General features: G+C 74.4%; 15 protein-coding genes. 8 read left to right on the plus strand and 7 right to left on the minus strand.

The features are described from left to right. Positions 1-30: 30 nt before the first annotated feature. Positions 31-2679, plus strand: a complete 2649-nt coding sequence (locus IE316_RS01095; RefSeq protein WP_190202158.1) for a glycoside hydrolase family 35 protein — start codon at positions 31-33, stop codon at positions 2677-2679. A gap of 4 nt (positions 2680-2683) precedes the next feature. Here IE316_RS01095 and arfA read toward each other — a convergent pair whose 3' ends face one another. The 4 genes from arfA to IE316_RS01115 all read right to left on the minus strand — a co-directional run bounded on the left by arfA (position 2684) and on the right by IE316_RS01115 (position 7431). After that, complete coding sequence (gene arfA, locus IE316_RS01100) at positions 2684-4189, minus strand: arabinosylfuranosidase ArfA (protein WP_190202159.1); 1506 nt, start codon at positions 4187-4189, stop codon at positions 2684-2686. Positions 4190-4283: 94 nt separating this feature from the next. Then, positions 4284-5138 carry a carbohydrate ABC transporter permease gene (locus IE316_RS01105; protein ID WP_190202160.1) on the minus strand — a complete coding sequence of 285 codons (855 nt, stop codon included), beginning with the start codon at positions 5136-5138 and terminating at the stop codon, positions 4284-4286. Next, on the minus strand, positions 5135-6076 hold the full coding sequence (locus tag IE316_RS01110; protein WP_190202161.1) for a carbohydrate ABC transporter permease: 942 nt from the start codon (positions 6074-6076) through the stop codon (positions 5135-5137). Before IE316_RS01110 ends, IE316_RS01105 begins: the two co-directional genes overlap by 4 nt. Then, entirely contained in the window at positions 6073-7431 is a 1359-nt protein-coding gene (locus tag IE316_RS01115; RefSeq protein WP_190202162.1) for an extracellular solute-binding protein, read from the minus strand. The genes IE316_RS01110 and IE316_RS01115 overlap by 4 nt, the downstream gene beginning before the upstream one ends. A gap of 186 nt (positions 7432-7617) precedes the next feature. Here IE316_RS01115 and IE316_RS01120 point away from each other — a divergent pair, with 186 nt between their 5' ends. From IE316_RS01120 to IE316_RS01140, 5 genes are all read left to right on the plus strand, one after another. Next, positions 7618-8829 carry an MAB_1171c family putative transporter gene (locus tag IE316_RS01120; protein ID WP_190202163.1) on the plus strand — a complete coding sequence of 404 codons (1212 nt, stop codon included), beginning with the start codon at positions 7618-7620 and terminating at the stop codon, positions 8827-8829. Positions 8830-8936: 107 nt separating this feature from the next. Further along, on the plus strand, positions 8937-9428 hold the full coding sequence (locus IE316_RS01125; RefSeq protein ID WP_190202164.1) for a toxin: 492 nt from the start codon (positions 8937-8939) through the stop codon (positions 9426-9428). Beyond that, positions 9425-10624, plus strand: a complete 1200-nt coding sequence (locus tag IE316_RS01130) for an MAB_1171c family putative transporter (RefSeq protein ID WP_190202165.1) — start codon at positions 9425-9427, stop codon at positions 10622-10624. The genes IE316_RS01125 and IE316_RS01130 overlap by 4 nt, the downstream gene beginning before the upstream one ends. A gap of 31 nt (positions 10625-10655) precedes the next feature. Then, on the plus strand, positions 10656-11843 hold the full coding sequence (locus IE316_RS01135; protein ID WP_190202166.1) for an MAB_1171c family putative transporter: 1188 nt from the start codon (positions 10656-10658) through the stop codon (positions 11841-11843). A 38-nt stretch (positions 11844-11881) separates the two neighbouring features. Further along, entirely contained in the window at positions 11882-13267 is a 1386-nt protein-coding gene (locus tag IE316_RS01140; protein ID WP_190202167.1) for an NAD(P)/FAD-dependent oxidoreductase, read from the plus strand. A 2-nt stretch (positions 13268-13269) separates the two neighbouring features. Here the strand turns inward: IE316_RS01140 and IE316_RS01145 are convergent, their stop codons facing one another. Together IE316_RS01145 and IE316_RS01150 are read right to left on the minus strand one after the other, a co-directional pair. Beyond that, a complete protein-coding gene (locus IE316_RS01145) occupies positions 13270-14112 on the minus strand; it encodes an SMP-30/gluconolactonase/LRE family protein (RefSeq protein WP_190202720.1) in 843 nt (280 codons plus the stop codon). Between the two features lie 71 nt (positions 14113-14183). Beyond that, a complete protein-coding gene (locus IE316_RS01150; protein ID WP_190202168.1) occupies positions 14184-14957 on the minus strand; it encodes an IclR family transcriptional regulator in 774 nt (257 codons plus the stop codon). A 153-nt stretch (positions 14958-15110) separates the two neighbouring features. Here IE316_RS01150 and IE316_RS01155 point away from each other — a divergent pair, with 153 nt between their 5' ends. Next, positions 15111-15698 (plus strand): hypothetical protein, encoded by a 588-nt coding sequence (locus tag IE316_RS01155; protein WP_190202169.1) that lies wholly within the window; start codon positions 15111-15113, stop codon positions 15696-15698. On the opposite strand, the gene IE316_RS01160 is transcribed toward IE316_RS01155, so the two are convergent. Further along, the gene (locus IE316_RS01160; RefSeq protein WP_190202170.1) at positions 15688-16560 is read right to left on the minus strand and encodes an ATP-grasp domain-containing protein; all 873 of its coding nucleotides are present in this window, start codon (positions 16558-16560) and stop codon (positions 15688-15690) included. The two genes, IE316_RS01155 and IE316_RS01160, sit on opposite strands and share 11 nt — an antisense overlap. Positions 16561-16763: 203 nt before the next feature. On the opposite strand from IE316_RS01160, the gene IE316_RS01165 reads away from it, so the two are divergent. After that, entirely contained in the window at positions 16764-17207 is a 444-nt protein-coding gene (locus IE316_RS01165; RefSeq protein ID WP_190202171.1) for a hypothetical protein, read from the plus strand. The last annotated feature ends 98 nt before the right edge of the window (positions 17208-17305 follow it).

The raw sequence follows: 17305 nt of genomic DNA on the forward strand, positions 1-17305 counted from the left end.
ACAGGAGGCGCTCGACAGGAGGCGCTCCCCTTGGAGCTGACCAGACGTACCTTCAGCGCCGTCGCCGGCACCACCGTCCTCGGCCTCGTGCTCGGCGGCGGCAGCAGCGGCGCGGTGGCTCCGTCCGGGGCCGGCCGCGTGGTGCCCACCGGGCCGCCGCCCCCGCCGCCGGCCGCCGACGGGCGCCGCCACGAGGTCCGCGCCGACCGGTACTCGCTGCTGGTGGACGGGCGGCGGCTGGTGCTGTGGTCCGGTGAGCTCCAGATGTTCCGGCTGCCCAGCCCTTCGCTGTGGCGGGACGCGCTGGAGAAGATGCGCGCGCACGGCTACAACGCGGTGGAGGTCCCGCTCGCCTGGCACCAGCACTCCCCCGCCCCCGGCCGCTACGACTTCACCGGCGTCCGGGACCTCGGCCTGTTCCTGCGCACGGCCGCCGCGGCGGGGCTGTACGTGGTGCTGCGGCCCGGTCCCCGGATCGGCGCCGGCGTGGACGCGGGCGGCCTGCCGGGGTGGCTGGCGGGGATCGCCCCGGCCGACCGCCGGCGGCACGAGCGGGAGTGGCTGCGCCGGGTGCACGAGATAGCCGGGCGGCACCTCTACACCTCGGGCCAGGGCACGGTGCTGCTGTACCGGCTGACCGAGCCGCGCTGGCGCGAGCAGGTCCGCGCCGACGGGATCGACGTACCGCTCGTCGACGGGGACACCGGGGTGCCGCGGCCGAAGGACGCCGCCGAGGAGCGGCGACGGCGGCTCGACGACCTCGCGGGCGGCTCGGTGACGCCCCAGGGGTCGCTGGCGTTCGGCGGGGTGTCCTGGGGGTGGCTCGGCGCGCCGCCGGTGCCCACCGCGTACGACGAGGGGGCCGCGTTCGACGGGGGGCGCAAGGCGACCGGGAGGCTGGCGCCGGTGCACCAGATCGGGCAGTTGCTGCGGCACGTGCCCGACCTGTCCAAGCTGGAGCCGGCGGCGCGGGTGCGGGCCGGGGACCGGCGGGTGGCGGTGCGGCACCTGGCCAACCCGGACACCGGCGCCCGGGTGTACGTGCTGCGCAACGACTCCGACCAGGACCTGACCACGGAACTGCCGGGCACCGCCGTCCAGGGGCCCGTCCCGGTGGCGGCCCGGGACGCCAAGCTGCTCGTCACCGGCATGTCGATGGGCGGGGAGCGGAAGCTGGCGTACGCCACCGTGCAGCCCATGCTGTTCCTGGGCGCGGGCCGGCAGGACATCGCCGTGTTCGTCGGCCGGTACGGCGAGATGGCGCGGGTGGTGCTGGAGTGCCCGAGCCAGCCGGAGACGACCCGGCTGGACGCCGAGGCGGCCTGGGCCTACGACCACGGGCGGCTCAACGTGTCCGCCCCGCTGGGCGCCGGGGGGCTGACCCGGGTGCTGGTGCAGGGCGGCGGATCGGACCGGCCGCTGATCCTGGTCTTCGCCGACGACGCGACCTCGCTGCGGCTGTGGCCCTACGAGACGCCGTCCGGGAAGGTTCTCGTGCACGGCCCGGCGCTGCTGCGCCGGGTCGCCCTGGACGGCGACACCGCGCGGCTGACCGGGGACATCCGGGCCGCGACCGGCCTGGAGGTGTGGGGGCCGCGCGGGCTGACCGGCCTCACCTGGAACGGCACCGCGCAGCCGGTGACGGTCACCCGGGCCGGCAGCCTGACCGTCACGGCCCCCGCGCCGGGCACCGCCCCGCTGCCGGCCGCGCCCGCGCCGGTGCCGCCCTCGCTCACCGGATGGCGGCGCCGGACGGAGAACCCGGAGGCCGCGCCGGACTTCGACGACACCGACTGGACGGTCGCCGGCAAGCGGACGTCGGCCGGGCCGACGCCGGTGCCGAAGGGGCAGCCCGTCCTCTTCGCCGACGACTACGGCTTCCCGTACGGCGATGTCTGGTACCGGGCCCGTCTCACGGACGCCGCCGGGCTCACCTCGGTGCGCCTGGCCCACCGCACCGGCGGACAGGGGCTGGTGCTGGCCTGGCTGGACGGGGAGCCGCTGGGCGCCGGGCACGGGACGGCCGACGGGGAGGCGACGACCGTGCTGGAGCTGCCGGAGGCTCTGCGCGAACGGTTCCGGTACCGGTCCGAGGGGGTGCTGTCGGTGCTGGTGCGGCCGGGGCCGCACGACGACCGGTGGACGGCGCGCGGGCTGACCTCCGTCACCTTCGGGGGCGCCGCCGCGCGGGCCCGGTGGCGGGTGCGGGGCGCCGCCGCCCCCGACCCCGTGCGCGGGCCGCTGAACAACGGCGGGCTGTACGGCGAGCGGGAGGGCTGGCACCTGCCGGGCCTCGACGAGAGCGACTGGGAGGCGGTGCAACTGCCGAGGGCGGACCGGCGGCAGGGCGTGACCTGGTACCGGACCCGGTTCCGGCTGTCCGTCCCCAAGACGGTCGACGCCGCCTTCGGGCTCGTCCTGGAGGACGCCCCCGAGCGGGCGTACCGGGCGCAGCTCTTCCTCAACGGCTGGAACATCGGCCAGTACGTCAACGGCGGCACCCAGCACACCTTCGTGCTGCCCGGCGGCGTCCTGCGCACCCGGGGCGACAACACCCTGGCGCTGGCGGTGCTGGCGGAGGGCGGCACGGCGGCCGGGCCGGGCGAGGTGCGGCTGACGATGCTGGGCAGCGCGGCCGGAGGGGTACCGGTGGAACCGGTGGCCGCCCCCGGCCGCTGAGCGGTCAGGCCAGGCGGATCACGTTCCAGGACAGCGGCTCCAGGACGGCGGAGAGCCTGCCGTCCCGGACGGCCGTGCCCTCGACCGGGTGCGGGGCGACCCGTTCCGGCTCGGTGAGGGTGTTGCGGGCGTCGGGGTCGGCGTCCGCGAGGGCGCTGTGCTCGACCACCTCGCTCAGCTCCAGGCCGTTCAGGGCGACGTCGAGGGGCAGCGCCTCGGTGCGGGAGCGGTTGACGGCGAACACGGTGACCGTGCCGTCCCCGGCGCGCACGGCGGTGGCGTGCAGCAGATCGGCCTCGCCGTACTTCGCCGTCTCGTACGTGGGTGAGTCCACGCGGACGTCGAGGACCTGGCCGCGGCCGTACCTCGACGCCTGGGCGAAGGGGAAGAAGGTGGTCTGCCGCCAGGCGGGGCCGCCCGGTTCGGTCATGATCGGGGCGATGACGTTGACCAACTGGGCGAGGCAGGCGACGGTGACGCGGTCGGCGTGCCGGAGCAGCGCGATGAGCAGCGAGCCGAAGACCACGGCGTCGGTGACGCTGTAGCTGTCCTCCAGCAGGCGGGGGGCCTCGGGCCAGTCGAGGGCGGCGACCTGGGCCTCGGAGCGGGAGAGGTACCAGACGTTCCACTCGTCGAAGGAGAGGTTGATCTTCTTCTTGGACTTCAGGCGGGCGCCCATGTGGTCGCAGGTGGCGACGACGTTCTCGATGAACGACTCCATGTCCACGGCCGAGGCGAGGAAGGAGTCCACGTCGCCGTCGACCGGCTCGTAGTAGGCGTGCAGGGAGATGTAGTCGACCAGGTCGTACGTCTCCTTCAGGACCGTCGCCTCCCACTCGGCGAAGGTCGGCATGGCCTGGCTGGAGGAGCCGCAGGCGACGAGTTCGACGCCGGGGTCGATCTGGCGCATGGCGCGGGCGGTCTCGGCGGCGATCCGGCCGTACTCCTCGGCGGTCTTGTGGCCGGTCTGCCAGGGGCCGTCCAGTTCGTTGCCCAGGCACCACAGCTTGATGCCGAAGGGGTCCTTGTCACCGTGCTCGACGCGGAGGTCGGACAGGGCGGTGCCGGAGGGGTGGTTGGCGTACTCCTGGAGTTCCAGGGCCTCGGCGACGCCCCGGGTGCCGAGGTTGACGGCCATCATCGGTTCGGCCCGGGGGCCGATCTTCCGCAGGAACGCGATGTACTCGGAGAGGCCGAAGCGGTTGGTCTCCGTGGAGCGCCAGGCCAGGTCGAGGCGGCGGGGGCGGTGCTCGACGGGGCCTACGGAGTCCTCCCACTTGTAGCCGGAGACGAAGTTGCCGCCGGGGTAGCGGATGGTGGTGACGCCGAGTTCGCGGACCAGGTCGAGTACGTCCTGGCGCAGGCCGGCCTCGTCGGCGGTGGGGTGGTCCGGTTCGTAGATGCCGGTGTAGACGCAGCGGCCGAGGTGTTCCACGAAGCTGCCGAAGAGGCGGGGGTTGACCTCGGCGACGGTGAAGGCGGGGTCGAGGGTGAAGCGGGCGGTACGCATGGGCGCCTTTCGAGGAGGGGGTTCGTGTGCGTTGGCGAGTGCGGGTTGGGTGTGGCTGGTCGCGCAGTTCCCCGCGCCCCTTTGGGGCGCGCTTCTACTGGCCGGCGAGTCCGGTGTGGGCCACTCCTGCCACTATCTGGCGCTGGAAGAAGACGAAGACGACGATCAGCGGGAGGCCGGCCATCAGGCCGCCGGCCATCAACTGGGCCCACTGGATGCCGTAGGAGTTCATGACGGTCGCGATGCCGTTGGGCATGGTCATCAGGTCGGGGTTGTTGGTGACCATGTACGGCCAGAGGAAGTTGTTCCAGGAGCCGATGAAGGTGAAGATGCCGACCGCGGCGAGGGAGGGGCGGGACAGCGGCAGGATGATGGTGAAGAAGACCCGCCAGCGGCCCGCGCCGTCGATGAACGCGGCCTCCTCCAGTTCGCGCGGGACGCCCTGGAAGAACTTGTAGAGGATGTAGACCATCGCGGCGGGCGCGCACTGCGGCAGGATCATCCCCCAGTAGGTGTCGACCATGCCCATCTGCTGGACGGTGGTGAACAGGGGGACGCCGAGCACGGCCGGGGAGACCATGAGCCCGGTCATCACCACGCCCATCAGGGCGGCCTTGCCGCGGAACTCGGTGCGGGCGAAGCCGTATCCGGCGAGCGCGGAGACCAGCAGGACGACGGTGGTGACGCAGACCGAGACGACGAGGGAGTTCACCAGCCAGTCGGTGAGGTTGCCGTTCTCGAGGACGGCCGACCACGCCTGGCCGGTGACGTGCCGCGGCAGCCAGTGCGGGGGCACCTCGACGGCCTCGGTCTCCGACTTCAGGGAGGTGCACAGGGCCCACACCAGCGGGGCGAGGATCACCGCGGAGACGGCGGCGCCCAGCAGGGTGAGCACGATCTGGCCGGGCGTCCAGGGCCGGCGCCCGGATATCCGTACGGCGGTGGTCATCGGCCGCCCTCCTCACGGTTGCGCAGCAGCCACATCCGCCCCAGGGCGACGGCCGCGATCAGCACGAAGAAGATGATGGAGGTCGCGGAGGCGTAGCCCACGCGGTAGCTGGTGAAGCCCTGTTCGAGGGTGTACTGCACGAAGGTGCGGGTCGACTCCTCCGGGCCGGTGCCGAAGTCCTGCATGACGACGGCCTGGTCGAAGACCTGGAGGGAGGCGAGGATCTGCAGGGCGACGACGAGGCCGGTGATGTTGCGCAGCATCGGCAGGGTGATGTGGACCATGCGGTGCCAGGCGCCCGCACCGTCCAGCCGGGCCGCCTCGTACAGGTGGGCGGGGATGCCCTGGAGGGCGGCGAGGTAGAGCAGGAAGCTGAAGCCGACCGTCCACCACAGAGTGCAGACGACCACGGCGAGCATGGCGTACGACTTGTCGGTCAGCCAGGGGGTGTCCAGGCCCAGGACGTGGTTGACCATGCCGGTGCCGGGGTTGAACAGCCACTGCCACAGGTTGCCCGCGACGGTGGACGGCAGCAGGAACGGCAGGAAGAAGCAGAGCCGCCAGAGCCAGGTGCCGCGCTCGATGTGGTGGGCGAGCATCGCCAGCAGGAAGGCGAGGACGGTGATGGCGGGCACGACCAGCAGCGTGAAGAAGGCGCTGTGGCCGAGCGCATCCCAGACCAGGGGGTCCTGGAGGGCCTCGCGGTAGTTGTCCAGGCCGACGAAGCTCGCGCCGTCGCCGGAGATGTTGGCGTCGGTGAAACTGAGGTAGAGGCCGCGCAGCAGGGGCCAGATGACGAACAGCGCGAACAGTGCGAGGAACGGGGCGACGAACCAGCCGCCGTGCTGGAAGCCCTGTCCGCGGCGGACGGTGGCGGTGCCGGCGGCGGTCCCGGCGCGGGCGGGGCGCAGGACGGTCTCGGCGCTGGTGGTCGTCATGCGGCCGCACCTCCCTGCGCGGCGGTGCGGCCGTCCATGGGGTTCTTGGTGGCGAGCAGCTCGGTGAGGGTGGACCTCATCCGGCGGGCGGCGGCCTCGGGCCGGGCGGAGCCGGTCGTGGCGGAGACGACGATCGGGCCGACCCGCTGGGCGAGGATGCCGGTGGAGCCGGCGAACCACACCTTGGGCTCGGTGGCCTGGTGGTCCATCGCCGACACGTACTCGCTCTGCGGCTTCAGCGCCCGGTAGGCGGCCGTGGACAGGGTCGGGGTGTAGGCGGGGATGTGGCCGCCGGCCGCCCACTGCCGGGCGTGGGTGACGACGTAGGCGGCGAGGCGGTGCGCGGCCTCGTCGGCGGCGCCGCCCCGGCCCGCCTGGTGGGGCAGGACGAAGGCGTGCGACTCGGCGTGGGTGGCCGGCCTCCCGAAGACCGGCGGCAGCGGGGTGGCGCCGTAGTCGACCTCCGCGCTGTCGAAGACCGGCACCGACCAGTTGCCCTCCCAGCAGAACGGGGAGCCGTTGACGAACTGCTCGGCGCCCGCGCCGCCGCCGTAGTCCGGGTTGGCGTAGCCGTCGGCGACGTGCCGGCGGAGGAACTGCAGGACCCGGGCGGCCTTGTCGGTGTCGAAGGTGACCTCGGTGTCGGCGGCGTCGAACCAGGTGCCGCCGAGCTGGGTGTAGAAGGCGACGAAGAACCACCACTGGAAGTTCTGGTCGTTGTGCCACAGGCCGATGGTCTGGAGCCCCTTCCCGGTGGCGCCCCGGGCCTCCTTGAGCATCGCGAACCACTCGTCGGGGGAGGCCGGGGAGAGCATCCGGCCGTCGGCGTCGAGCAGCCCGGCCTTGCGCAGGACGTCCCGGCGGTAGAAGCAGAGCTGGACGTGGATGTCGAGCGGGAGGGCGTACAGTTCGCCGCCGATGACGGCCCGCTTCCACAGCGCGGGGTTGAAGTCGGCCTCGTGGACGCCGTACTCGGCGAGCAGGTCCACGTCCCAGGGGTCGAGGAGGCGGCCGGGCGAGAAGCCGGTGACCCGGCCGAGGTGCATCACGCCGAGGTCGGGCGCGCGGTTGCCGGCCGCCGCCATGGCGAGCTTGGTGTAGAAGGGGCTGCCCCACTGGAGGGTGGAGTCCTTCACGTCGATGCCGGGGTGCTCCGCGCGGAAGGCGTCCAGCATCGCGATCATGTTGTAGCCGTCGCCGCCGCTGAAGAGGTTCCAGTAGCGCACCCGGGTGTCCGCGCCGGAGGCCAGCGCGTCGGCTCCGGTCCCGAGCGCCGCGAAGCCGAAGCTCCCGGCGACCGTCAGCCCGCCCAGTCCGGCGAGCAGTTGCCTGCGGTTCAGGCCAGGTCGTCCCATGCCCTGCCCTATCTGTTCGAGAGTCGACCGCACGGCACCGTTCGGTATTTCGGATGCCGCCCGTAACTTCGAACGGGACCGTAAAGTCGCCCGGCGCGCGCGTCAATGGGTTGGACACGATGACGTGAACATCGCCGGGCGCGTACGCTCGGATGGCCGCCGACCGGCGGTGAGAAGGGGGAGGCGATGGACATCGCGGTCCTCAGCGAGTTCTACACGGACTTCTGGTGGATCCCGGCCACCGTCCTGGCCGCCGCGCTGGCGATCAAACTGCCCACGATCATCCGGTTCCGCGCCGATCCGATGCTCCGCGCGGTCGGCGGACTGCTCCTGCTGGCCTGCGCGGTGTTCGTCTTCGTCGCGCCCTCGACCATCGCCCGGGTCAACCGGCTCACCGGCGTGCCCAACATCTCGGCGCCCTGGGTGTACTCGCTGCTGACCGCGTTCTGCGCCTCCTGCCTGCTGCTGATCATCGCCTGGCGGGGCGGGCTGTCCGACCGCTCGGCCGCGACCCGCCGCGCCACCCGCTGGGTGGTCGCGGCCTACTCGGGGGTGATCGTCGCCCTGTGGGTGCTGTTCGCCCTCGCCGACGCGCCCGTGGAGCGGCTGCGGGACCTGGACACGTACTACGCCACCACGCCGTTCCTGCGCGAGATGATCCTGCTCTACCTGCTCGCCCACACCACGGCGGCGCTGATCACCTCCCGGCTGATCCGGAACTGGATCCGCACCGACGGCCTGGACGCCTGGCTGCGCTGGGGGCTGAAGTTCCTCGGCGCGGGCTACGCGATGAACCTGGTCTTCGACGCCGCCAAGCTCACCGCCGTCGGGGCCCGCTGGAGCGGGCACGACCTGGACCGGCTCAACACCGACGTGGCACCGGCCGCGGCCTGCGCCTCCGCCGTGCTGATCGCGGTCGGCTTCATCCTGCCGCACGCCGGGCAGTACCTGTGCGAACGCCGGCGGCTGCGGCAGGCCCACCGCGAACTGCGGCCGCTGTACGCGCTGATGCGCTCGGTCGGCGGCGACCGCGTGCGGTTCGTGCTGCGGGCCGGGCCCGAACTGCGGCTGACCCGCCGCGAGACGTTCATCCGCGACACGCTGCTGCCGCTCGCCCGCGGCCTCGACGAGGAGCTGCGCCGCCGCTGCCACGCCGCCGCCCTCGCCCTGGGCCACCCGCCCGAGCGGGCGCGGGCGCTGGCCGCCGCGGTGGCCGTCCTGGACGCGGTCGAGGCGGGCCGGACCGGCAGCGGCGGCGGTGGCGCCGACGAGCCCGACACCACCGAACTGCTGCGGGAGATCGGGGCCGTCTCCCGGGCCCTGCGGCGGCCCGACGACATCCGGGCGGTGCGCCACCGCGCCGGTGCCCGCGGGGACGCCGTACGCGTCACCGACTGATCGTGGTCAACTGGCCGAGCGGGCGCCCGTCTTGGCATATTGCACGGGAGAGGCGCGAGGACGCATCCGGCGAAGGGGCAGCGGAGTTGGTACGCAGGAACAGGCAGATGCGGCGCCTGGCCGACGCGCTCGTCGGCCCCATCCGGGTGCCGGTGCCCGCCGACCCCGAGGTGCTGTTCGACGCGCTGGTCGCGTCGGTCACCGCGTGGCGGGGCCGGGAGATCGTGGTGCGCCGCGAGACCTTCCCGCCGCACACCGCCAGCGGGCTGTGGCTGGAGGGCGAGCACCACGACGTGATCGTGGTCGACCGGCGGGCCGCCGTCTGGCACCAGATCGTCATCCTCTGCCACGAGGTCTGGCACATGAGCCGCCGCGCCGCCGACGGCCCGCCCGCCCCCGGCGCCCCCCGCCCGGCCGCCGCCCGCACCGACTTCAGCCTCGCCGAGGAGCAGGAGGCGGACCGCTTCGGCATGCTGATGGGCCGCAGGCTGCGCACCTGGCTGGAGGCCGACGAGCCGGCCGGCCCCGCCGACCGCGACGCCCAGGCCCTGGCCGCCCGGATCGGCGCGGCCCTCAACTACCGCGGGAAACACGGATGAACGGCCTGGTCAACTACCTGAGCTGCGCCCTGCTCTGGCTCGGCCTGGCGGTGAAGGCCCCCGACCTGATCCGCCACCGCCACGACCCCTACCTGCGGGCCATCTGCGTGGTCCTGGGCCTGGCCGGGCTCTGCTTCTTCCTCGGCGCCCCGCCCACGGTCGGCGCCGTCAACCGGCTCGGCGGCACCCCCAACCTGGCGGCCCCGCTGACCTACGCCTCCATCACCGCCTACAGCGCCGCCTCCCAGGTGCTCGTCGTGTACTGGCGGGGCGGCCCGGCGGTGCACCGGGTGGCCCGGCGCTGGATCATCGGCTACGCCTGCGTCCTCGTCGGCATCGCCGCGGCGTTCGCGCTGGGCGAGGCGCCGGTGGAGCGCCGCACCGACTTCGACACGTACTACGCCGGTACGCCCGCCGTGCGGGAGATGATCGTGCTCTACCTGGTCGGGCACCTCGCCGCCGCCTCGGTCACCACGGTGACCTCGCTGCGCTGGGCCCGGCAGGTGCGCGGCCCGCTCCGGTTCGGCCTGGCCGTCCTCGGCCTCGGCACCCTGTGCAGCGCCGGGTACAGCGTCGCCAAGCTCACCGCCGTGATCGCCCGCTGGACCGGGCGGGACTGGTCGGTGCTGGCCACCGGCGTCTCCCCGGGCGCGGCCGGGCTCGGCGCCCTGGTCACGGTGGCCGGCGTGCTCATCCCGCTGGCCGGACCCCGGCTCGGTCAGTGGCACCTGGCCCGGCGCACCTATCTGCGGCTCGCCCCGCTGGAACGGGTCCTGGACGACGTCCTGACCCGCCGCGCCCTGCGGCTGCCCCGCCCCCGGCTCGCCTGCCCGGAGACCCGGCTGATGTGGCGCCAGACCAGCGTCCACAACGCCCTCAGCCACCTCGGCGGGCGCCTCGACCCCGCCCTGTACGACCGGGTGCGGCGGGCGGTCCTGCACGACACCGGCGACCCCCGGCACGCCGAGGCCGTGGCCTGGGCGGTCGTCATCACGGCCGCCGTGGAGGAGGACGGCGCGCCCGCCGGCGCGACAGGCGCGGTACACCCGGCGGACCCGGTGCACCCGGCCGGCCGGGCGGGCCCGCCGGTGCCCGGGCCGGGGGTGCTGGTGCGGGTGGCCGATGTGCTGGCCGGGCCGCTGGACCTGGCCGCCGTACGGGAGCGGGCGGCCGCCGCCCCGACGGGGTCCGCGTGAGCGGGCCGGCGGGCGGACGGAGGGGACGGGCATGAGTCTCGTCGTGTACCTGGCGGCCCTGGTCTTCGGCCTGTCCTGCGTGGTGCTGCTGCGCCGGCCCGTCACCGCCGTCCGCGACCCGCTGACCGTCTCCACCTGCGTGGCGATCGTCCTCGGCTCCCTGGTCTTCGTCTGCTCCGCGCCGCTGACGCTGGCCGCCGTCAACGACCTCACCGGCATCCCCAACTTCGGCGCCCCGCTGACCTACGGCATGCTGTCCGCCTACAGTTGCTCGCTGATCGTGCTGCTGATCAACTGGCGGGGCGGGCCCCGGGACCGGGTGCGGCGCCTGGTGCTGCGGGCGATCGCGGCGTACGCCCTGCTGATCGTCGCGGTGATCGCGCTGTTCGCGCTGGCGGACGCGGACACCGAGCGGCTCACCGACCTCGACACCTACTACGCCGGCACGCCGTTCCTGCGCGAGATGATCCTGCTCTACCTGGCCGGGCACAGCGCCGCCGTGCTGGTGATGTGCGTGCTGTGCGTCAAGTGGGCGCGCGAGGTGACCGGGCTGCTGCGGACCGGGCTGCGGCTGATCCTGATCGGCGGGCTGCTGGACCTGGTGGGCTTCCAGGCCGCCAAGTACACCGCGGTGGCCGCCCGGTGGACCGGGCACGACCTGGACTTCCTGTCCACCTCCGTCGCCCCGCCGATGGCCTCGCTGGGCGCGCTGACCTGCTCCGCCGGGTTCGTGCTGCCCCGGCTGCTGCCCGCGGTCCGCGCGCACTGGCGGGGCCTGGGCGACTACCGGAAGCTGGCGCCGCTGTGGACGCTGCTGCGGTTCGTGTCGGCCGCGCCGAAACCGCCCGTGTCCTGGTGGCACCTGCCGCTGGAGAAGCTGCGCTGGCGGGAGGTGTCCATCCACGACGCCCTGCTCGCCCTCGCCCCCTACTTCGACGACCGGGTGCGCGAGCGGGCCCGCCAGGCGGCGCTGCGCGCGGGCCGCGGCGCGCACCAGGCCCGGCTCCTGGCGGAGGCCGCGATGCTCACCGACGCCGCCCGCCGGGCCGCCGCCCGGGAGGCGCCGCTGGACGCCCCGAGCAGCTACCGGCTGCACGCCACCGAGGTCTCCGGCACCGGCGGACTGGTCGAACTGGCCCAGGCCCTGGACCGGTCGGCCGCCGCCGACGCCAAACGTGAAGGTACGGTGAGGGCCGCCCACGGCTGGAACCATGGCTGAACTCGCGTTCCGGCCATGGCCGTTACCTGAGGAGACCCATGTCGCGTAGAGCTGTCGTCATCGGGGCCGGCCTGGCCGGTCTGCTGGCCGCGGCGGCGCTGTCCCCCGCCGTCGACGAGGTGGTCGTGCTGGAGCGCGACGACCTGCCCGACGGTCCGCAGCACCGCCGGGGCGTGCCGCAGGGCCGGCACGCGCACCTGCTGATGGCCGGCGGGCTGGCCGCCATGGACGACCTGATACCGGGCGTGGACATGCGCGCGCACCTGCTGGCGGCCGGGGCGCGGGAGATGTCCCCCGGCTCCGGGATGCTGGCGCTGACCTCCGAGGGCTGGTTCCGGCGCTGGCGGCACGACGGGCCCCGGATGGTCACGTGCAGCAGGGCGCTGCTGGACTGGGCGGTGCGCCGGGCCGTCCTCACCGTCCCCGGCGTCACCGTCCGCAGGGCCGACGCGGCGGGACTCGCCGGGAGCGCGCGGCGGGTGACGGGGGTGCGACTGGCCGACGGGGTGCTCGACGCCGGCCTGGTGGTGGACGCCAGCGGACGCGGCTCACGGCTGCTGCACTGGCTGGGGGCCCTCGGCATCACCGGTGTCCGGGCGCGGACCGTGGACTCGGGGCTGGTCAACGCCACCCGCGTGTACCGGACCCCGGCCGGCGCGGAAAGGTTTCCGCTGACCATGGTGCAGGCCGACCCGTACGCCGGGCGGCCCGGCCGCAGCGGCATGGTGCTGCCGATCGAGGACGGCCGCTGGATGGTCAGCCTGGCCGGGACCCGGGGCGCGGAGCCGCCCGCCGACCCGGAGGGCTTCCTGAAGTACACCCTCGACCTGCCCGACCCGATCGTGGGCCGGCTGATCTCCGGCGCGGAGCCGCTCACCGACGTCCATGTCAGCCACAGCACCGCGAACGTCCGGCGGTACGCGGAGAAGGCCCGGCACTGGCCGGAGGGGTTCGTGGTCCTCGGCGACGCGCTGGCCACCTTCAACCCCGCCTACGGGCAGGGCATGTCGGTGGCCGCGCTCGGCGCCCTGGACCTGGCCCGTACGGTGCGGCGGCTCGGGGCCGGGGCGCCCGGACTGGCCCGGCGGGCGCAGCGCGCGGTCGCCCGGTCGGTGGAGGCGGCCTGGGCGACGGCCGTCAGCCAGGACGTGCGGTACCCGGGCACCCGGGGCGGCAGCCCGAACGCCGCCGACCACCTGGTGGCCGCGTACACCCGCCGGCTGACCAGGGCGGCGACCGGCTCGTACCCGGCCGCCGCCGCCCTGTGGGAGGTCACCGCGATGCGCACCGGCCCGGCCCGGCTGCTGCGCCCCGACACCCTGCTCGCCACCCTCGCCGGGCCCGCGCTGCCCCCGCTGGCCGGGCCGCCGCTGAGCGCCGCCGAACGGGAGGTGCTGCGCGCCCTGGACCGGGTGGGCCGCTGACCTCAGCCGGCGAAGGCGGGCTGCGGCAGGCCCTTGCCCGCCCCCGGGACCACCAGCAGCGACCCGGCGAGCGGGTGCGGGGCGGTCAGGCCGACCCGGGCGGTGGTGACGTACAGGTCGGTCAGGTCCGGGCCGCCGAACGCGCACGCCGTCACCCGCGGCACCGGCAACTCGATCACCCGGTCCAGCCTGCCGTCGGGTGTGTAGCGGCGGACCGCCGCGCCGTCCCAGAGGGCGACCCAGACACAGCCGTCGGCGTCCACGGTGAGGCCGTCGGGGAGCCCGGCGCCGTCCTCGATCACCGCCAGCGGCCGGCGGTCCGTCACCCGGCCGTCCCGGTGGTCGAAGACGTCGACGCGGCGGGTCGGCGAGTCGACGTAGTACATCAGCCGCCCGTCGGGGCTCCATCCGGTGCCGTTGCTGACCGCCACGTCGGCGAGGACGGTGGTCGCGGTGCCGTCGCCGGTGATCCGGGAGAGCGTGCCGCCGCCCGGCGCCTCGTCGTAGCGCATGGTCCCGGCCCACAGGCTGCCGTCGGGTGCCACGGCGGCGTCGTTGCCGCGCCGGCCGGGGACGGCGTCCCGGTGCAGCATGCGCAGGGTGCCGTCGTCGTCGAGCAGGCCGATGCCGTCGCGCAGGTTGAGCACCAGCCCGCCGCCGGTGCGGGGCTTGGCGGCGCCCACGTGCTGCTCGGTGGTGCGCACGGTGCGCCGCCCGGTCGCCGGGTCGTAGGTGTGCACCCGGCAGCCGAGGATGTCCACCCAGATCAGCCGCCCGGTCCCGGTGTCCCAGGTCGGTCCCTCGCCCAGGGCCGCCTCGGCCCGCACCGCCACGTCGTACGCCATCTCTCGCTCGCCTCTCCTGTCGGGGTCGGGGGTCCTGGTCCGGTCGTCTTCCGCGCCGCCTCGGCCGGCCGTCATGCCACGCTACGGTGGCCGAGGCGTTCGGAGAGGTCGGCCGCGCCCTTGGCGGCCAGTTCCGCCAGTTCCACGCGGCGCTCCTCGCTCCAGCGGATCATCGGGACGGAGATGGACAGCGCGGCGACGACCCGTCCGGTGCGGTCCCGGACCGGGGCGGCCACGCAGCTCACGTCCGGGTTGGACTCGCGGCTCTCCACCGCGATGCCCCGCTCCCTGATCTCCGCGAGCGCGGCGCGCAGCGCGGCCGGTTCGGTGATGCTGTTCGGGGTCATGGCGACCAGCTCGGCGTCGTCCGGCAGCCGCTCGGCCAGTTCCCGCTCGGGCAGCGAGGCCAGCAGCATCTTGCCGACCGAGGTGCAGTGGGCGGGCAGCCGGCGCCCGGCCGCCGAGACCATGCGGACCGCGTGCGTGGAGTCGACCTTGGCGATGTAGATGACGTCGGTGTCCTCCAGGATCGCCACGTGCACCGTCTCGTCGCAGGTCTCGGCGACGCTCCGGGCGACCTGCTGGCCCTCGGCGGCGAGGTCCAGGTGCTCGGCGTACCGGGCGCCGAGCTGGTACGGGCGGACGCCGAGGCGGTAGCGTCCGGGCTGGCCGGTGACCGGGACGATGTACTTCCGGGCGGCGAGCGTGGTGACCAGCTCGTGCACGGTGGTGCGGGGCAGTTGCAGCTTGCGCACGATGTCGGGGGCCGACAGTGTGCCGTCCCCGTCCAGGAACAGTTCGAGTATGTCGAGAGCCCTGGTCACGGCTGGTACGAGGCGTCCCATGTCCGGCCCGCTCCTCTCCTGCGTCTGAGGCGCCTGCGCCCCGAGGTGTTCGAGATATCAACAGGCGATCGGTATGACGAACACAGGCTAGCCATAGCGTGTTTGCCGGGGCAATGGGCGGGCCGGCCCCGGGTGGTGTCCCGGTGCGGGAGGATGGGACGCATGCCATCCGCCGGCCCGTTCACGCCCCTGGACTTCCAACTGGTCCTGCTGCGCCGCATGGCCGACCACAACGCGGACCTGGTGGACGACGCCCGCCGCCGCCTGGGCGCCTCGGCCGGGCGGATGCGGGAGGCCAACAAGCGCTGGCAGGCCATGCTGCGCTCGCCGCGCGCCCGTTCGGCGGCCGCCCGCTACCGCTCGGTCCTGGGCGAGCCGGAGTCGGTGGTGCCGCGCCGCGTCGGCGACCTGGAGTGCGAGGCCCGCCGCTGGCCGGTCCCGCTCTGGCCGGACCTGCGCTTCGAGGTGCTGCTCGCCCCGGGCGGTGCCGTCTGGAACGAGTGGCTGGTCCGCGCCCCCGGCTCCCCCGCCCCTGCGCTGCGCACCCTCGACGACCTCACGCCCTGGTCCTGCACGGTCGACGAGGCGGCCCGCGCCTTCGCCCCCGCCCGCCCCCTGCAGGGCTCGGCCCCCACCCGCTGGGCCCTCGCCCTCACCGTCCCGGACTCCGGCGGCGTGCCCCGGGAGGCGGTGGCCGAGTTCACCTGGGGCCTGCTGCAGCGGACCGCCGTCACCGGCTAGCGGCGAGCACCCGCGCGACCACCTCGGGCACCGACCGGGGGTGCAGGAAGAGGAAGAGGTTCGGCTCGATCAGCTCCAGCTCCATGACCCGGGGCCGCCCGTCCTCGCCGTCCACGAGGTCCACCCGCGCGTAGAGCAGTTCCCCGGCCCGGGCCGGCACCGCCGCCAGCGCCTGCTCGGCGACGGCGAGTTCCGCCCGGGTCGGGGTCCACGGCTCCAGCCCCGGGTGCGCGACCTTCCGCTCGTCGTAGGCGGTCCCGGGCGCGAGCACGGCCCCCTTGCGGCTGGCGTGCAGCAGTTGTCCGCCGAAGTACTGCACCGCCCGCTCCCCGGCGGTGTCGACGGCCCGCAGATAGGGCTGCACCATCGCGGTGAACCCCTCGGCGTGCAGTCGCGCCAGGTGCCGCAGCGCCCCGTCCCGCTCGCCGGGCGCGTACCGGGCGGCGTACCGGGCCCCGGCCCCCGACGCCGGCTTGATCACGTACTCCTGGTCCTCGGGCAGGTCCGCCGGCTCACCGGGCGCGACGTACCGGGTCGGCACCACCGGCACCCCGGCCGCCGCCAGATCGCCGAGGTAGCGCTTGTCGGTGTTCCAGCGCACCACCCCGGCCGGGTTGAGCAGCCGCGTCGCCTCGCCGCACCGGTCGGCCCAGGCCGTGAACTCCGCGACCCGCCAACTGTAGTCCCAGGTCGACCGGATCACGGCCAGGTCGAACCCGGCCCACTCCACCGCCGGGTCGTCCCACGCCACGGCGCTCGCCTCGGCCCCCGCCTCCCCCAACGCCCGTACCAGCACCGGCAGATCCCGGTCCTCGGCGACCTGCTCCCCGGACCGGCAGGTGACAAGGGCTATGCGCGGCACGTGGACTCCCTGTTCGTACGGACGTCTGATCGCCGCGCAGGGTAGCAACCGGCACCGTCCGACCGTCCGGCACGGGTGTCCAACTGCTCATGACGCGGCACGTGCCCGGCGGCCCGGGCCGCTCCTAGGCTGGCCGTGCCTCGGCGCGGCACGGGGAGGAGACCCCGTACGCCGGGGCGGTTCCGGAAGGAGACCTCAGCACCATGCTGCGCATCCGCTTACGCGCCCCCGGCGCGCTCGTCGCCGGGCTGTTCGCCGGTCCGGCGCTCCTGCTCGCCCAGGGCACGGCCACCGCGGCGCCCGCCGCCTGGGTGTGGTCGGGCTCGTACGGCACCGCCTCCAGCGCGGGCACCTGGGACTACGTGGACCATCCGGAGCCGGACCGGTGGGACGTCGTCTTCGACGGCGAGCTGACCAACAGCGGCGGCGAGTGCTACTCCACCTGGTTCGCGGTGACCTACGACCTGAGCATGCCGGTCTACGCCAAGGCCGGCACCCAGTGCGGCCCGGGCACCGCGCCGGTGCACTACAGCCTGGCGAGCTACGGCGTCGGCTGGAACACCAACGCCTACGTCACCGTCTGCAAGGGCACCACGACCCGCGACGACTGCGCCCCGCTCCGGTGGATCTCCACCATCTGGGCCTGACCGCGCCACCGGAACGGTCCGCTCCCGCCGGGGGGCCGGTCGTTGACGGGCGCGGCCGGCGGGGTCACGCTGGCCAACCGGCCGATATCGCACCCCGG

It is taken from the genome of Streptomyces fumanus (assembly GCF_014655295.1).
Classification (GTDB): Bacteria; Actinomycetota; Actinomycetes; order Streptomycetales; family Streptomycetaceae; genus Streptomyces; species Streptomyces fumanus.

Bases quoted from the DNA above. Each gene is read 5' to 3' on its own strand.
- arfA (WP_190202159.1), bottom strand. From the start codon at position 4,189: ATGCGTACCGCCCGCTTCACCCTCGACCCCGCCTTCACCGTCGCCGAG.
- IE316_RS01105 (WP_190202160.1), bottom strand. From the start codon at position 5,138: ATGACCACCGCCGTACGGATATCCGGGCGCCGGCCCTGGACGCCCGGC.
- IE316_RS01110 (WP_190202161.1), bottom strand. From the start codon at position 6,076: ATGACGACCACCAGCGCCGAGACCGTCCTGCGCCCCGCCCGCGCCGGG.
- IE316_RS01115 (WP_190202162.1), bottom strand. From the start codon at position 7,431: ATGGGACGACCTGGCCTGAACCGCAGGCAACTGCTCGCCGGACTGGGC.
- IE316_RS01120 (WP_190202163.1), top strand. From the start codon at position 7,618: ATGGACATCGCGGTCCTCAGCGAGTTCTACACGGACTTCTGGTGGATC.
- IE316_RS01125 (WP_190202164.1), top strand. From the start codon at position 8,937: ATGCGGCGCCTGGCCGACGCGCTCGTCGGCCCCATCCGGGTGCCGGTG.
- IE316_RS01130 (WP_190202165.1), top strand. From the start codon at position 9,425: ATGAACGGCCTGGTCAACTACCTGAGCTGCGCCCTGCTCTGGCTCGGC.
- IE316_RS01135 (WP_190202166.1), top strand. From the start codon at position 10,656: ATGAGTCTCGTCGTGTACCTGGCGGCCCTGGTCTTCGGCCTGTCCTGC.
- IE316_RS01140 (WP_190202167.1), top strand. From the start codon at position 11,882: ATGTCGCGTAGAGCTGTCGTCATCGGGGCCGGCCTGGCCGGTCTGCTG.
- IE316_RS01145 (WP_190202720.1), bottom strand. From the start codon at position 14,112: ATGGCGTACGACGTGGCGGTGCGGGCCGAGGCGGCCCTGGGCGAGGGA.
- IE316_RS01150 (WP_190202168.1), bottom strand. From the start codon at position 14,957: ATGGGACGCCTCGTACCAGCCGTGACCAGGGCTCTCGACATACTCGAA.
- IE316_RS01155 (WP_190202169.1), top strand. From the start codon at position 15,111: ATGGGACGCATGCCATCCGCCGGCCCGTTCACGCCCCTGGACTTCCAA.
- IE316_RS01165 (WP_190202171.1), top strand. From the start codon at position 16,764: ATGCTGCGCATCCGCTTACGCGCCCCCGGCGCGCTCGTCGCCGGGCTG.